We start from the raw sequence: 16,080 nt of genomic DNA, 5'->3' as shown, positions 1-16,080 counted from the left end.
GCGGGGTTGGCGGGTGTGATCAAGATGGTGCAGGCGATGCGTTGTGGGGTGTTGCCGGCGACGTTGCATGTCGATCCGCCGAGTAGTGAGATCGATTGGGATGCAGGGACTGTGCGGTTGTTGAGTTCTCGTCGTGAGTGGCTCTCACCGGGTCGTCCGCGGCGGGCGGGGGTGTCGTCGTTCGGGATCAGTGGCACCAATGCTCATGTGATCCTCGAACAAGCACCACCATCTCCAGCACAGCAACAGCCCGCCGACACCGGAGCGGCCCCGATGCTGCCGTGGGTGTTGTCGGCACGCAGCCCCGCGACGCTGACCGCCCAGGCGGTGCGGTTGCGGGAATTCCTGCACAACCACCCCGACGTCGAACCGCGTGCGGTGGCCGCGACATTGGCGCGGCGCACGGTGTTCGAGCACCGCGCTGTGCTGATCGGCGCGAACCGTGAGGAGTTCGAGTCCCGGCTGCAAACGCTGATCGACGGTGAGCCCGCACCCGGCGTGGTGGTCGGACGTGCGGAGAACGAGGGCAAGACGGTATTCGTGTTCCCCGGCCAGGGTTCCCAATGGTTGGGCATGGGTCGTGAACTCTACGACCGGTACCCGACTTTCGCCGCCGCGTTCGATGCGGTGGCGCGGGCGTGCGATGCGGTGTTGCCTCGGCCGTTGCGTGAGGTGATCTGGGGTACTGATGCCGAGGAACTGGACAGCACTCTGTATGCGCAGCCGGGTTTGTTCGCTGTGGAGGTGGGGCTGTGTGCCCTGCTCGGGGAGTGCGGGATCGCTCCCGATGTGGTGTTGGGTCATTCGCTGGGAGAGATCACTGCGGCTCACATCGCCGGCGTCTTGGATCTGACCGACGCGGTGGCGTTGGTGATGGGCCGCGCGCGGTTGATGTCGCGGCTGCCTGCTGGTGGGGCGATGGTGGCCGTGCGGGCGAGTGCGCAAGACGTCCAGCCGTTGCTGGTGGACACCGATGTGAGTCTGGCTGCGGTCAATGGTCCTGCGGCGGTGGTGATTTCGGGTCCTGAGGAGGCGGTCGCCGATATAGCGTCACGGCTGGGTGAGCAGGGATACAAGACCACGCGTCTGGCGGTGTCGCATGCTTTTCATTCGGTGCTGATGCGGCCGATGCTCGCCGAGTTCGCCGAGATCGTTTCGCGGGTCACGGTGTCGGCGCCGGTGGTGGGGATCGTGTCGAATCTGGACGGGCAGTTGCATGCCGAAGGCTTTGGGGCGGGGGATTATTGGGTCCGTCATGTCCGTGAGACGGTCCGCTTCGCCGACTCGATGCACACCCTCGCTCACCACGACCCCGACGCCCGAGTGATCGAGGTCGGACCCGGCGCTTTGACCCCGCTCATTCGCGAAGTCACCACCGCACCGGTGGCGGTCGCGCTGCTGCGTCGGCGCCGTGACGCGGTGAGCAGTGTGCTGGAGGCGTTGGCTTCAGCGTTTGTGCTCGGTGCGGGTGTGGAGTGGTCGGTGTTGGTCGGTGGTGGTGAGTTGGTGGATGTGCCTCCGTATGCCTTTGAGCGCAAGCGGTATTGGTTGGATGCTGGTGCTGGTGATGCGCGTGGTTTGGGGTTGAGTGGGTGTGCTCATCCGGTGTTGGGGGCGGTGGTGGAGTCGCCGTCGTCGGGTGAGGTGGTGTTCACCGGACGGTTGGGGGTGGGTTCGCATGGCTGGGTGAAGGATCATGCGGTGGGTTCGGTGGTGTTGGTGCCGGGAGCCGCGCTGGCGGAGTGGGTGTTGTTTGCTGGTGATCGGTTGGGCTGCAACGTTGTTCGTGAGTTGGTGTTGCAGGCGCCGTTGGTGGTTCCCGAGCGGGGCGGGGTCGACATTCGCGTGGTCGTGGCGGCTGTCGAGGACGAGGCGGATGGTGGTCGTCGGGTGGAGGTGTTCTCCCGGCCCGAATACACCGAGGGACCCTGGACGGTGCACGCCCAAGGCGTCGTGGACAGTGATCCCGGCCAGCCCGTCGAAGCCGGTGCCGGAGCCGCGGGGACGTGGCCACCGATCGCCGCCGACCGGGTCCCGGTGGGGGATTTCTATGAGTTGTGCGCCGAGCGAGGTTACCGCTACGGCCCGGTCTTCCAGGGGCTGAAGGCGGTCTGGCGTCGCGGCGGTGAGGTGTTCGCCGAGGTGGTCCTGCCGGAGACGGTAGAAGCCGCCGCCGACGAGTTCATGATTCACCCGGCATTGTTGGACGCGGCGATGCAGGCGATCGGGTTCCTCGACATCCCGGTCCCCGACGGGCAGGTGTTGTTGCCGTTCGCCTGGGAACAGGTCCGTGTCCACGCCGTGGGGGCTCGTCAGCTGCGGGCGCGGTTGTCTTCGACCGGTGATCACCGTGTCGGGATCGTCTTGCACGACAGCGTGGGCCAGCCGGTTGCCGATGCCGTACTGACCGTGCGCGGTATCGCCCTGAGCGACCTGCGCGCTATCGACAGCGGTGAGGAAACGCTCTACACCGTCGACTGGAAACCGCTGGATGTGGGCGACGTCGAGCTGACGGTGGCTGCGGATGTGAGGGTGCTGCGCTGCTCGGACACCGGTGTGTGGGGTGTGGTGGAGCGGCTTCAGGGGTGGTTGGCCGACGAGGGTCACGCGAGCGGCCGCTCTGTGGTGGTGACGTCGGGTGCGGTGCCCGTTGATAGTTGTGATCCGGTGCCGGGTCTGGTGGATGCCGGTGTATGGGGTTTGTTGCGATCGGTGCAGAACGAATACCCCGATCGTGTCGTGCTGATCGACCTCGATGACTGGGACGACATGTCGTGGGCCGTTGCGGCGGTGCTGGCGAGTGGAGAGTCTCAGGCGGCGGTGCGCCGAAGAGTGGTGCAGGTGCCGCGGCTGGTGCGGATGGACGGTTCGTCGGTGATCGATATCGGCGCGGGCGGTACGGATTCGTGGCGGTTGCGGACCGCGGGCGCGGGAACGTTGACCGGTGACAACTTCGTCGCGGAACCGTTTGTGGCGGCAGAAGAGTTGGGGGACAGGCAGGTTCGGATCGCTGTGCGCGCGACGGGGATCAATTTCCGGGATGTGCTGGTGGCGTTGGGCATGTATCCAGACCCTGACGCGGTCATCGGCGGTGAGGGCGCGGGGGTTGTGGTGGCGATCGGTGCCGGGGTCACGGATGTGGCGGTGGGCGACCGGGTGATGGGTGTGTTCGAGGGTGTCGGTTCGGTTGCGACTGCGGATTGTCGTGTGGTGGCGCCGATTCCGCGAGATTGGTCGTTCGCTCGTGCTGCTGGTGTTCCGGCGGTGTTCTTGACGGCGTTTCACGCGTTGCGCGACCTTGCCGGGGTCCAGCGGGGTGAGCGGGTGTTGATTCATGCCGCGACCGGTGGGGTGGGGATGGCGGCGATCGCGTTGGCGCGTGTGTGGGGGTTGGAGGTCTTCGCTACTGCGAGTCCGGCGAAGTGGCCGGTGCTGCGGTCGATGGGTTTGGACGACGGTCACATTTCCAGTTCCCGGTCCTCGGAGTTCGAGGAAGCGTTCCTGAACGCGACTGGGGGCCAGGGGGTCGATGTGGTGTTGAACTCGTTGGCCGGTGAGTTGACTGATGCCTCGCTGCGTTTGTTGCCTCGTGGCGGCCGGTTCATCGAGTTGGGCCGCACCGATGTTCGTGATCCGGGTGAGGTGGCGCGGTGTCATCCCGGTGTGAGTTATCAGCCGTTTGTGTTGTTCGAGGTTGGTGAGGATCGTCTCGGGGAGATGTTGCGCGAACTCGCGGCGATGTTCGCGCGCGGGGACATCGAACCTGTCGACACTTCTGCCTGGGATGTTCGCCGGCTTCCGGAGGCGTATCGCTATCTCAGCCAAGCGCGGCATGTGGGCAAGACCGTGCTGTCCATCCCGCGCCGACTCGATGAGCGAGGCACGGTGTTGATCACCGGTGGGACCGGGGCGTTGGGCGCGGTCTTCGCGCGGCACTTGGTTCAGCACTACGGGGTGCGGCACCTTCTGCTGGTCAGCCGCCGCGGTCCCAAGGCTCCCGGCGCCGCGGAGTTGGCCGACGAGTTGGCCGTACTGGGTGCGCACGTCGATGTGGTCGCCTGCGACGTGTCCGACCGCGACGCCTTGCGTGGAGTCTTGTCGCATGTCCCGCAACAACATCCGTTGACGGGTGTGGTGCACGCCGCCGGGGTGCTGCGTGACGGCGTCTTCTCGGGGCTGACCGTCGACACGTGGGAACCGGTGCTCGAGACGAAAGCGGGTGCCGCGTGGCACCTGCACGAGCTGACCGCCGAGGACGATCTGGCCCTGTTCGTCATGTTCTCTTCTGCCGCAGGGATTTTGGGATCGCCCGGGCAGGCAAACTACGCGGCTGCCAACACGTTCCTGGATGCGTTGGCTCACTATCGGCAGCGATGTGGTTTGGCCGGCACCTCGCTGGCGTGGGGGTTGTGGGAGCAGAAGACCGGTCTCACCGAGCATTTGGGTGATCAGGATTCGGCCAGGATGGCCCGCAGCGGGTTTCTGCCGATGACCACGGCCGAGGGCCTGGCGATGTTCGACGCGGCGATCGACTCCGGTCATCCCCTGGTGGTTCCCGCGCGGATCGACACCGCGGCTCTCGCCGCGTCGGGTTCGGTGCCGGCCATCGCCCGTCTCGTCGCGCGGTCTCGGCGTCGCGCCAGCAACCAGGGAAGCGCCCAGCAATCCAAGCTCTCGGCACTGTTGCACGGGCACAACGAAACTGAACAAGAGCGTCTCATTCTGGAGTTCGTGCGCGGTCAGGTCGCCATCGTCCTCGGGCACGACACACCCCAGACCGTTCCTCCCGAGGAACCGTTCAAAAGCCTGGGCTTCGACTCCTTGAGCGCTGTCGAGTTCCGTAACCGTCTCCAGACGGCCACTGCCCTGAAGATCCCCGCCACTATCGTCTTCGACCACCCCACACCCAAAGCGCTCGCTCACTACTTGCGGACCCAAATCACCCCGCAACACACCACGGACACCGACACCGAACTCTCCGAGTCGGATCTGCGGAGTCTGTTGAGTCGGCTGCCGATCGACATCATTCGGAACTCGGGCATCGCCGAGATCGCCCGTGGGCTGGCCGACCAGCATGCGGGGCACGGTCCGGCCGAGCCGTCGGCCGACAAAGCCATCGAGGACCTCGATGCGAACGAACTGATCGACCTGGCCATGGGGCATCAATAACGTGTTCGACGAGGAGTCGACAGCATGACAATCTTCGGTTCGACGGAAGAGATCTACGCCCTTGCCACACCGTTCCTGGAACGGGTGATGGAGACCGGGCTCAACGATAAATTGGCATCGATAGGCAGTTTTCGCATCGTCTACTCGGACCCGGCTGCGCGTTTTCTGCTCGACTCGACGAGGGAAGTCGGGCTACCTGTCAGGGTGGGCGATGCTGCCGCCGTCGATCACGTCGATGTCCAGCTCGCGATGTCGGCTGACGATGGTCACCGTCTATTGCTCGGCGCGCTGAACATCAAAAAGTCGCTCGCGACGCGCAAAGTCAAGGTGTCGGGTCCGTTGATCAAGCTGCTGAGTCTGCTGCCGGCTTTCGAGCCCATATATGTCGAGTATCGAGAGTATTTGACCGAGATCGGTCGTCCGGAACTTGTGGACATGAAATGACGACAGAGATGAGGGAGTCGACCCCTGAACTACGCACCGGCGTCGTGCCGCGGACGGTCCCGGGAGAACCTGGGCTCTGGATCATCATTCTTGCGGAACTCGTTGTTTTCGGCGTCTATTTCGGATGCATTACCTATTATCGCCTCGAGTATCCGGACACGTTCCGTGAGTCGAAGGGCAGCCTGAACCTGGCGGTAGGCACCGCCTACACCGCCCTACTCCTGACCGGATCCCTCTTCGTTGTTCTGGGGGTGCATGCGGCGCAGCGGAAAGCGGCGCCGTACACGGCTCGCTGGTTCAGATACGCAGCCTGGACCGGCATCGCCTTCTTTGCCGCAAAATGCTTGGAGTACGGAACGAAGATTGCCGACGGCACCGTTCCGACGACGAACATCTTTTTCATGCTGTATTTCGTGCTGACGATGCTTCATTTGTGCCATGTGGTCGCGGCCACCGTCTTCCTGCTGGTCATCGGCTACGGGCCCGATTCGGTCCGCATGCGCTTGAATTTCATCGAAGGGTCCGGGTGCTACTGGCATTTCGTGGACGCAGTATGGATGTTCTTGTTTGCGCTTTTCTATCTGGCCTAGGAGGATCTGTGGACGGCGGAAGCGGCGCGACAGCGTCGACGCAAACGCGGCGAGCGGACCGAAATGCCGTGTACGCGTGGTCACTCTTGTTGGCGATCACCGTGGTATCGGTCATTTTCGGCAGATACGCGCGGGGCTGGGATTATGAACCCGTGGTCGTGGTGGCCTGTGCCGGCCTCAAATTCTGGATCATCGCGTTCAAATTCATGAACAGCCGAGGATCGGCTCATTGGCTACGCGTCGCACTCGATGTATACGTCGTGCTGCTCGTGATTGCCCTCACCGTACCTTATTTTGTCTAGATCCCGACCCTGAAGAGGGAGAATTATCGCGATGAACACCCTCATCGGTCACAAATATCAGAGACGTGTGGCTCTGGGATCTCTGGTTTTATACGCCGCGTTGACGAGTGGAGTTTTCTGGGGTCGGTTGTTCACGGCGGAATGGACGTCTCCGATCACCGACCCTGATTGGTCGGCCGAGCAGGTTGCCGCCTTCTATACCGAGCATCGAGGACTCATTCAAGTGGGTGTCTTCTCGTATATGATCGGCACCTCGTTCCTCATTCCGTTGGCAGTGCTCATCGCCGCTCGCACAAGGATGTTGGAGAAGCGATTCTCGTTTTTCAGCATGGCGCAGCTCATTGCGTTCACCGGCTGTTATTTGGTGCTGATTTTCATGGGTATTCTGTGGACGTTGGCTGCGTTCCGGGCGGGTAGCGTCAGCCCGGAACTGACGCAGGCCTTCAACGATCTGGCTTGGCTCATCACCATCTATGGTTGGCCACCTTTTGCGGCATGGATATTATTCATGGCACTGCCGGTCTTTCTGGCGCCGCGGGGATCTCCTACCCTTCCTCGGTGGTGGGGGTATTTCAGTATTCTCGAATGCATAGCAGGTGGCACCGTGATCAACGGACTGGTTGCGTTCTTCAAAACAGGGCCCTTCGCATACAACGGCCTCATTTCTACGTATTTGCCGCTGGGCCTTTTTGCGGTATATCTCGTAGTGACCACCGTGATGCTGGCATTTTTCGATAGCCGGCACCCGGATTACAGCCGCGCGCCAATAGGGTAGTCGGCGGGCAAGTGATGCCGATTGATAAATCGTCGCGGCCGAGCCAAACTGACCGCTGGGATTTCAACCGGCCGAAAAGACGAGTTGAGTGACCGAGAGGAAAGATATGCCGCCCGAAGTCGATGTAGTGGTCGTTGGCGCCGGTGTTGCGGGGCTGGTGGCTGCCTGCGATCTTGTTGCCGCCGACCACACCGTGACCGTGTTGGAAGCGCGAGATCGGGTGGGCGGCCGTCTGCTCAATGCCGAACTGCCTGGTGGCGCGCCCATCGAACTCGGCGGTCAATGGGTCGGCCCAGGCCAGACCCAGGTGCTGTCCCTCATATCCGATCTCGGGCTCTCGCTGTTTCCGACATACGATTCGGGGCGGCACATCGTCGAACTCGATGGCCGACTGGTCAAATACCGCGGACGCATTCCGCGAGTAAGTCCGGTGCTCCTTGCCGATCTCGCCTACGGAATGTGGCAACTGGATCGCCATGGCCATTCGTTGCCGGCGCCCGACCGACCGCTGTCGGAAAAGGCCGCACAACTCGATCAACAGACCTTCGCTACCTGGATCACCGAGAACCTGCGCACCCAGCGCGGGCAGCGCTACATGCGGTTCATCACCGAAGCGGTTTTCGCCGCCGAGCCCGAAGAACTCTCCACCCTGTGGGTGGCAGCTTTTCTGGCTGCCAGCGGCGGAGTGGAGAAGCTGGTCAGCACGAAAGGCGGTGCCCAGCAAGACCGTATCGTCGGTGGCTCACAGCAGATCGCGCTGAAACTCGCGGAACGACTGGGGGACCGCGTCAAGCTCAGCAGCCCCGTAAGCGGGATCGACTGGGACGACGACGGCGTTCGAGTAGAACTGGCAGATTCCTCAACCGTGCACGCCAGGCGAGCGATTGTCGCCATGCCACCCGTATTGTGCGGGCGGCTGCGCTACACACCTGCCTTGCCCGGTGATCGTGAACAGCTCACCGATCGCATGCCGATGGGGCGTGTCATCAAGATCAACGTGAGCTACGACAAGCCTTTCTGGCGCGGCCAGGGTTTCAGTGGTCAGGCCAACAGCACGTCGCGAGCTGTCGGCACGGTGTTCGACAACACCCCGCAGGGCGGCGATCCGGGAGTCCTGGTCGGTTTCATCGAGGGCCGGCACGCGGAGGAGGCCAGCCGACTGTCGTCGGAGGAGCGCTACCGGCAGAATCTCGACGATCTGTCCGCCTACTTCGGTCCTGGCGCGAGCAAACCGATCGGCTATATCGAAACCGATTGGGCGGCAGAGCAATACACCGGAGGCTGCTACGGCGCCTTCACCGGGCCGTCGACGCTTACCCAGTTCGGAACGGCACTGCGCACACCGATTGGACCGTTGCACTGGGCAGGTAGCGAAACCGCCCGGCAGTCGGTCGGCTACATGGACGGTGCGGTCGAATCCGGGCATCGGGCAGCGGGCGAAGTGGCGGCCCGCCTCTCGGTCGGACCGTCACCACGCCCCGCACGATGATGATCCGGCAGATCACAGCACGTTGGTCGCACGCGCCAGGTGCCACACGTCACCAGCGCGGATCCGGCCCGGAAACGCAATGTATTCAGGAGTTACCTGGTGTGGGCGCCATTTGGATTTGAATGCCAATTGGCTTTCCGCGGGGTACAGCGCTCGACCGTGTCTGCGAACTTGGGCCGCGGCCAGCGCGAGCATTCGGCTGGAGGACTGCGGGAACTCATGCTCCTGCTCGATGCCGACAAAAGGCGTGAAGCCCAGATGAATCCATCCGGCGCCGTCTTTTCGCAAAGTTTCCGCGGCAACCGCGAAGATGTGCTCGACGACACCGGGCGGGGCGCCGGGGACGCGGCGGGTCAAGTCGTACAGCCATCCGTGTTGTGTGCCGTAGACAGGAGCGAAAGACACGTAGGCGGCGACACGTCCTGCGACTTCGGCCAGGAAGAGTCGGCGTTTGTGCTGAAGCGGGCCGCCGCGCTCACCGATCATGAGCCGGAGTTCTTTCACATGTCTGCCCTTGCTGCGCAACCAGGCTGTATCAATGGCGTCCAGCTGGCTCACGAGGCCGGCATCCGCCGAACGGTCCACCGTGACTTCGGTGACCGCCACTCCCTCCCGTTTGGACCGCGAGATCATATTTCGCGTCTTGACGAACTTCTGTCCGCGCAACGTGAATGCGGAGAGGTCGATGCCGTATGACGAACCGAGCTGATTGACCACCCATCCGGCATCGGCGGCACGCTCGGCGTCGGACTTGGACAACTGCACGGCGATCACGCGCTTGTGTTCTCTGGCCGCCGCCGCGAGGAACGCGGCATCGAGCTCTCGGCGTGCGGTCTCGTCCGAGCCGACGGCGCCGGTGAACTGAATCCAACAGCGCCCCTGTGGCCGATATGCGATCAAGCCCTGAACGCCCGCAACGGTGAAGAACTCGTTGCCTGCGTTCAGGGCGAGAAACGCCGACGAGTGATGTGCCAGGTCTTCCAGGACTGCTGATGCCTCGACATGACCGCACGTCGGCGTCATCGGTTCCCTCGGCTCTCGCTGTGGAAGCGCAGTTCGGTGATGGCGAAGCGGAGGGCGGTCGGCACGACCGAAGACCGATAGCCGGCTTGGACGATGCGGCCGTGCACACCACGTCCGGAAGGTGGCGAGATTTGACGAGTCGATCCCACACCGGCGATCTGTCGGGGAAACTGTCGGATTTCTCTCGGCGAGATTCCGAACGGCATCGGCGGAAAAGTGTAACCCGCCGTACCCACGCGGGACCCCGTCACCGCCGAGCTGACGCTGAAGGCCTTGTTGCGGCGGCCGGCCCACCAGCGCGGGACGCTGTCGAAGACCATTCGGCCACCCGGGAACCGGCGCGCGCACTCCGCTATCAAGCCGAGCGCGCTGTGCTCATCGAAGTAATACAGCAGGCCCTCGGCGGTGATGAGAACCGGTGCGTCCGGTCGTACGTGCTCTGCCCAGCTGAGCTGGAGGGCCGAAGCTCCCACCGACACGATATTCGGCTCGGCGGGCAGTAGCTGCCGGCGGATCGAGACAACCTCGGGCAGATCTACGCTGAGCCAGCGACAGTCCGCTGGACCGAGCCTCCAGTAACTGGTCTGTAGTCCCTCGGCGAGCGCAACCACCGTTCCGTGGGGGTACTCGCTGAGGAATTCGCGCACCACGCTGTCGAAGGCCAGGGCGCGAATTGCGTAGATCTGGTTCGCCTTTCCGAACTTCTGAAAGAACGGGTAGTCCAAAGCGGCCAGTAAGCGTACGGCATGCGGATCGGTGATGATGGCGTCCGAACGCGACGCTTCACTGCCACGGCACCAGAGCGTGAACAGCGCTGTCTCGGAGAGACCGTCGAGCACTGACGCATCCAACTTGACCAAGATTCCCCCAAAACCGCCGAGCTGTCGCACTTGATGGTGACACTACGCGGATGACGGATAGGCAGGAAGTGTTGTGCTGCGCAATGCGGACCGCACACCGTGAACTGTCGATGATTGACCTCCCTTGCCGACGCGGTGATTATGAACGCTATGAATCCGTCGACCGGTGAAGTCGAGCGGTGCGATGTGTGCATCGTGGGCGCCGGAGTAGCCGGCCTCAACGCGCTCTCGGTTGCCAGCAAGTATCTCTCTCGAGATCAGAAGGTCGTTCTGATCGACCGGCGACCTCGACCGGGCGGAATGTGGGTCGACACCTATCCATATGTGCGCCTCCACCAGCCGTACCGGTTCTTTACCGTCGGCGACCTCGGGTGGGAACTCGATGCGAATCCGTCGTATCTGGCGACCAAAGAAGAAGTGCTTGGTCATCTCACCCGCTGCCTGGATATATTGAGTCGGCGAGTTCGGCTCGAGACACATTTCGGCGTCGAATTCGAAAGCTGCACGGAAGCGGCGGGGCGCGTTCGAGCGATCACTCGGTCCATCGACGGTAAGACGCGCGTAATCGAGGCCGGGCGGCTGATCAAGGCTTATGGGTGTCAAATCGTTCCCAACGAACCCTTGCCGCTCTCGAGCGCGCGGATCAACTCCGTCTCGCCCGATTACTGCGACTTGCGACATGGCGGGCTGAAAAGCAGCGCTACTCCCGTCTGGGTTGTCGGTGGTGGCAAGACTGCCATGGATACTGTGAAGATGCTCGTCTCGGAGTACCCTGGCCGGGAGATCAACCTCGTCACCGGTTCCGGGACGTACTTCATGCGACGTGACCGGATGTTCCCCGAGGGAATTCGGAAATGGTGGGCCGGTGACGAGCCGATCGGCCTATTTTCGCGGTTGGCCAATCGATTCGACGGTGCCAACGAGGAAGATATGGTCGCGATGTTTCGGGACAACTACTGCACCCGCCTGACTCCCGACGCGAGTAACTTTCTGTTCAGCTATCTCTCCGATGCCGAAGCGGAAACGATTGCCGCAGGACTGACCACGATCGTTGTGGAACGTCTTGTCGATGCGGTCGATCGTGGCAACGTCACGGAATTGGTGTTCCGAGATGGTTCGACGAGGCCGGTTCCGCACGGGAGCTGGGTGGTGAACTGCACAGGGTATCTGCTCGCCAGAGAGCATCCATATGAGCCGTACGCGTCGGCAAGCGGAGCAGTGCTGTCGATTCAGCAGCGTTCGGCGACCCTGCAACCGGTCACGGTTCAGTCCTATTTCATGACGCATCTGATGTTTCTCGATCGCCTGCGGGATGCGCCGCTGTACGAACTTGACGTCGAAGAGCTCCGACGTAAAGCCAACAGGGTGTTGCCGTACGCGTTGATGGCGCTCAACCAGCACAACTTCAGCGTTATCGCCGACAGTGTTCCGATGAAAGCGTTCCTCGACTGCGGAGTCGATGTCAGCCGCTGGTACCCGATTCCGCGACGCCTGATAAATGCCGCGCAGTTCCTGCGGACGCATCGCCGAGATCGTGACCACCACAGCAGGACGTTGGAGACGGTGCGCGAACGATTCGACGTCCGATGTGGGCGATTGGGAACGAACTGACCGTCGTGGGGAAGGGACGCACGTGAGCACATCGGGACGGCAAGCGTCACTGCTCCGGCGGTATGTAGGCGACCGCCGATTCTTGCTGGCTCTGCCGCGCGCTCTGGGTCTGCAGATTCTGCATCCGGCGATCGCGTCCGCGCTCGACCAGCATGTGCGAATGCGGCTGTGGCTGCACGAACGACGGACGGCGTCGCGCGCCATCGCGGCGGCCTACGACGATCGGCCCCGCCGGCATGCCATGGCCGCGATCCATGAGCACATCAAGGGCGTCGACGACAGGGGGCAACGTTTTCACGCCGTGCATCCGGACGTATTCCACTTCCAGCACGCCACCTACGTGGAAAGCCTTGTCGTAGCGATCAATACGTTCATTTCACCGATGTCCGACCGTGACCACGAGCTGCTCTATGAGCAGTGCTGCGAGTGGTACTTGCGATACGGGGTCTCCGCGCGCCCGGTCCCGCCGACCTGGGCCGAGTTCGTGGACTATTTCGAGCACGCCTGCGGTACCCGCCTGCGCCCTACTCCGGCGTCGCGCAAGTTCATGCCCGTGGTGTTGCGGCCGGACGCCTGGGTTCCGAGGTTGCTGCCGTCCGCCGTGGCCCGCGAGCTACAGCACCCCCGCGCGCGGGAGCTGTTCGGCGTGGGGGCGGGCTCCGGAGACCGCGTCGCATTGCGCACCTACGCGGCCGGACTCCGGCTCGCGGCGCCCCTGGCACCGAGCAGATTGCGGTATATGCCCTCGGCGCGCGCCGACCACCGTGGTTCGGGACGGGGTTTCTGAGGCCGGAGTTGACCGGAGGCTGCCTCCGTTTTATGCTCGATCAAATACGGATGCCAACTCCGTTTTGCTCCGGTGGGGCAGCGGTACGGGTCTGTGCTGAGTGAAATGGACGCTGACAGAAGGAGTTCCGCATGAGAATCGGTGTAATCGGTACCGGGTTCATCGGCAAAACGCTGACCGTGAAGTTGAGTGCGGCCGGGCATGACGTGAAAGTGGCGAACTCGCGGGGACCGGAGACGATCGAGGCCGAGCTGCTTGCCTCGGGTGCGCGCGCGGTGTCCGCGGCCGATGCGGTGCGGGATGTGGACGTCGTGATCTTGTCGATCCCCTTGAACCGGATTCCCGATATCGCACCGTTGATCGCCACCGTGCCCGCCGAGACCGTTGTCGTCGACACCTCGAACTATTACCCGTCACGCGATTCCGCCATCGAGGCCATCGAGAATGGTCAAGTCGAAAGCCTCTGGGTCGCAGAGCAACTCGGGCGGCCGATCGTCAAGGCGTGGAACGCTATCGGGTCCGACTCGTTCGCTCGAAAGGGCGCGCCCGCGGGAACCGGGGGACGCATCGCCATCCCGGTCGCGGCCGATGACGAGGGCGCGCGTGCGGTGGGCATGGCCTTGGTCGAAGACACCGGCTTCGACGGATTCGATGCCGGAACGCTGGCGCAATCGTGGCGTCAGCAGCCCGGCTCCCCCAGCTACTGCACCGATCTCACCAGCGACGAACTGCGAACCGCACTGCCGGCGGCCGACGCCGCGAGATTGCCGAAGCGCCGGGACTTGGCCGCGGCGGTCATGTTCGAGCGAATCGAGAAGTTGAAGTCGACCCCAGAACATGCCATCCGCGTGAACCGTGCGGTATTCATGTAGATCTCCAGCGGGACTGTGCCCGCAGAATCACGCGGAATCGAGGACGGCGGGTTGAACGCCGACAGGCCACACCACGACGCGGCAGCGGTGGACCGGCTCCGCGCGCTCATCGCGAGCGGCTACCTATTCTCGGGGACTGATCGGTCGGGGGCGAGAATCGTCGCCGGGGCAGTGGGTTCACCGCCCCGGCGATCTCGAAAGATATGTTGTCACAGTCTCATCGGGGGCTGGACGCCGCGCCCCGAGTCTCAAGCCGGACCGCCGTGCAGACGCGGTCCACGGTGCATCCCGGTCCCGCTGGTCCGCGGGTTGTCCCGGGGAACGGTGGCACCCTCGGCCAGACCGGGTGCGACGTTCGCCGGTCGGGTTGCCGCGTTGTCGACTTCACGCCGTCCGAAGGCGAGATCGCGGACGCTGTGCACCGACAGCCGGCCCAGCGAGGACGCGGCGAAGAAGAGGATCACCGCACCGAGCCCGTAGAAGAGGGCGAGCTGTATGAGCGATTGTTTCCAATCGGAGCCCGCGACCGGGGTGCCGATGTCCAAGCCGAACGGACCTGCCAGCACGGGGCCGATCACGAACCACGCACCGGCCGCCGCGGCCAGCCACGCGCCCGCGAGCGCGACGACACGGTTCCCGCTCGACAGCATGAGCAGGCCACCGATCGCCGCGGCCACACCCGGTAGCACCTGCAGCCAGCCGCGCGCGGCCGACCACACCCACGGTTCGTCCGGGGTATAGGTGAAATCGAAATAGGGCCCGATGAACGGAATGAGCGCGCCCCAGATACCCAGCAGAAGCACGGCCAGCCCGCCCAGCGCGCCGCGGCTGCGCGGAATACGTAGCCGACCGCCGCGCCCGGTAGACGTATTCTCCTCGACGTCTCTCATGACGCCTCCCATCATCGACAGTAATGGCGTTCTCGCATTACCCGTCGTGGGCGGAGCTACGCGTCGCACCGCGGTCTGTCTCACCGCGCACAGACGACTCCGCCGAGTGGCCTGCGGGAGGTCACTCGGCGGAGGCGTACGACCGGGTTTACAGCTTGCCGCCGCCGCCGATCAACCACGGGTTGAAGGTGCAGACCAGTGGTTGTGACGGGTCGAGGGTGTTGAGGATGATCGAGAGCACCCGCGGGGAGTACATCAACGTCAAATGGTCCGACAGGTCCTGCTCACACCCGTCCTGCAGGGTGATGTTACGCACCGTCGCACCCGGACCCGCGGTGAGGAACGTCAGATCATACGGAGTGGTCACCTCGTCGTAGCGGGTACCGACCACCGTGTAATCCACCCCCGGCACCGTGTCACCACCCGCGTTCAGAGTGTTGACGAAATCCGAACCCACCGTCTGCTGAATCCCCGAATGCCCCACGAAGATCTCCACCAGACCCAGCACATCGATCCCGAAATTGTTGATCGCCCGCCCCAGCGCACCGATCCCGTCCAGGGTGGTGCCGTGATTGGTGGCACCGAAGGTCAGCAGATGATCCACCTTCGACGCGCCACCCTCGAACTTCAGATACTGCCGCGACACCGCCCCACCCTGCGAATGCCCGACGATGTTCACCTTCTGCGCGCCCGTCGCCGCCAGCACCCGATCCACGAACACCGCGATCTGCTTGGCCGAGTCCTGGATCAACCCCGTCCCGTTCGCCCCCGGCAGCACCGACCCCAGCCCGCCACCCTCGACCAGATTCGACTGACCGTAGTTGAACGTGAACACACAATGACCCGCATCATGGATCGGCTGAGACACGAACGCGAAGTTGTCGTACGCGTTCTCCCACGTCCCATGGATCAACACCACCGGCTCGGGATGCGCCGCGGTCGGCTTACACCCCCAGTCGTTACTGCCCGGCGGCGCCACATTCGGATTCAGCAACCCGTACCCGAACGCCGCCAGGAACGCCGACGACGCCGGCCCATACCCCACCGTGTCCGACGAATGCCCACCCGACGACCCCGAACTCGACCCCGAACCCCCATAACAATCACCCGAACCATTCCCCGACCCCGCCCCACTACCCGACGTGCACGCGGACCCGGAACTACCCGCGCTACCCGTATCAGCGATCGGACGCGCCGCCGGATCCTTCAAACCCTGCCCGATCACATCGGCCAACTGCTGCTCACCGGACACCGGCGCGGGATCGGCG

The 16,080-nt window shown here is 63.6% G+C and carries 13 protein-coding genes; 9 read left to right on the top strand and 4 right to left on the bottom strand.

Features of this window, described 5'->3' with window-relative positions; all coding sequences use genetic code 11:
* The first annotated feature begins 120 nt into the window (after positions 1 to 120).
* The 6 genes from QH470_RS30905 to QH470_RS30880 all read left to right on the top strand — a co-directional run bounded on the left by QH470_RS30905 (position 121) and on the right by QH470_RS30880 (position 8,769).
* Entirely contained in the window at positions 121 to 5,169 is a 5,049-nt protein-coding gene (locus QH470_RS30905; protein WP_280275902.1) for an SDR family NAD(P)-dependent oxidoreductase, read from the top strand.
* A 24-nt stretch (positions 5,170 to 5,193) separates the two neighbouring features.
* Positions 5,194 to 5,613 (top strand): SCP2 sterol-binding domain-containing protein, encoded by a 420-nt coding sequence (locus QH470_RS30900; RefSeq protein WP_280275901.1) that lies wholly within the window; start codon positions 5,194 to 5,196, stop codon positions 5,611 to 5,613.
* Positions 5,610 to 6,203, top strand: a complete 594-nt coding sequence (locus QH470_RS30895; protein ID WP_280275900.1) for a cytochrome c oxidase subunit 3 — start codon at positions 5,610 to 5,612, stop codon at positions 6,201 to 6,203. Before QH470_RS30900 ends, QH470_RS30895 begins: the two co-directional genes overlap by 4 nt.
* Positions 6,204 to 6,211: 8 nt before the next feature.
* Entirely contained in the window at positions 6,212 to 6,505 is a 294-nt protein-coding gene (locus QH470_RS30890) for a cytochrome C oxidase subunit IV family protein (RefSeq protein WP_280275899.1), read from the top strand.
* Positions 6,506 to 6,536: 31 nt separating this feature from the next.
* A complete protein-coding gene (locus QH470_RS30885; protein ID WP_280275898.1) occupies positions 6,537 to 7,280 on the top strand; it encodes a hypothetical protein in 744 nt (247 codons plus the stop codon).
* An 88-nt stretch (positions 7,281 to 7,368) separates the two neighbouring features.
* Positions 7,369 to 8,769 carry a flavin monoamine oxidase family protein gene (locus QH470_RS30880; RefSeq protein ID WP_342228475.1) on the top strand — a complete coding sequence of 467 codons (1,401 nt, stop codon included), beginning with the start codon at positions 7,369 to 7,371 and terminating at the stop codon, positions 8,767 to 8,769.
* A 12-nt stretch (positions 8,770 to 8,781) separates the two neighbouring features.
* On the opposite strand, the gene QH470_RS30875 is transcribed toward QH470_RS30880, so the two are convergent.
* Together QH470_RS30875 and QH470_RS30870 are read right to left on the bottom strand one after the other, a co-directional pair.
* The gene (locus QH470_RS30875) at positions 8,782 to 9,792 is read right to left on the bottom strand and encodes a phosphatidylglycerol lysyltransferase domain-containing protein (RefSeq protein WP_280275897.1); all 1,011 of its coding nucleotides are present in this window, start codon (positions 9,790 to 9,792) and stop codon (positions 8,782 to 8,784) included.
* Positions 9,789 to 10,631, bottom strand: coding sequence for a class I SAM-dependent methyltransferase (locus QH470_RS30870; protein ID WP_280275896.1), 843 nt, complete (start codon positions 10,629 to 10,631; stop codon positions 9,789 to 9,791). Before QH470_RS30870 ends, QH470_RS30875 begins: the two co-directional genes overlap by 4 nt.
* A gap of 171 nt (positions 10,632 to 10,802) precedes the next feature.
* Here QH470_RS30870 and QH470_RS30865 point away from each other — a divergent pair, with 171 nt between their 5' ends.
* From QH470_RS30865 to QH470_RS30855, 3 genes are all read left to right on the top strand, one after another.
* Positions 10,803 to 12,263, top strand: a complete 1,461-nt coding sequence (locus QH470_RS30865) for an FAD-dependent oxidoreductase (protein ID WP_280275895.1) — start codon at positions 10,803 to 10,805, stop codon at positions 12,261 to 12,263.
* Between the two features lie 22 nt (positions 12,264 to 12,285).
* Positions 12,286 to 13,050 carry an oxygenase MpaB family protein gene (locus QH470_RS30860; protein ID WP_280275894.1) on the top strand — a complete coding sequence of 255 codons (765 nt, stop codon included), beginning with the start codon at positions 12,286 to 12,288 and terminating at the stop codon, positions 13,048 to 13,050.
* 131 nt (positions 13,051 to 13,181) lie between these two features.
* Complete coding sequence (locus QH470_RS30855; RefSeq protein ID WP_280275893.1) at positions 13,182 to 13,922, top strand: NADPH-dependent F420 reductase; 741 nt, start codon at positions 13,182 to 13,184, stop codon at positions 13,920 to 13,922.
* Positions 13,923 to 14,170: 248 nt separating this feature from the next.
* Here the strand turns inward: QH470_RS30855 and QH470_RS30850 are convergent, their stop codons facing one another.
* On the bottom strand, positions 14,171 to 14,812 hold the full coding sequence (locus QH470_RS30850; RefSeq protein WP_280275892.1) for a hypothetical protein: 642 nt from the start codon (positions 14,810 to 14,812) through the stop codon (positions 14,171 to 14,173).
* 148 nt (positions 14,813 to 14,960) lie between these two features.
* Positions 14,961 to 16,064: an esterase/lipase family protein gene (locus QH470_RS30845; RefSeq protein WP_425302816.1), complete on the bottom strand. Its 1,104-nt coding sequence runs from the start codon at positions 16,062 to 16,064 to the stop codon at positions 14,961 to 14,963.
* Positions 16,065 to 16,080: the final 16 nt, after the last annotated feature.

The sequence above is a fragment of the Nocardia wallacei genome, assembly GCF_029868745.1.
Lineage (GTDB): Bacteria > Actinomycetota > Actinomycetes > Mycobacteriales > Mycobacteriaceae > Nocardia > Nocardia wallacei_B.
Note: the sequence above shows the minus strand (reverse complement) of the source record. Positions and strands in the feature narration are given on the sequence as shown.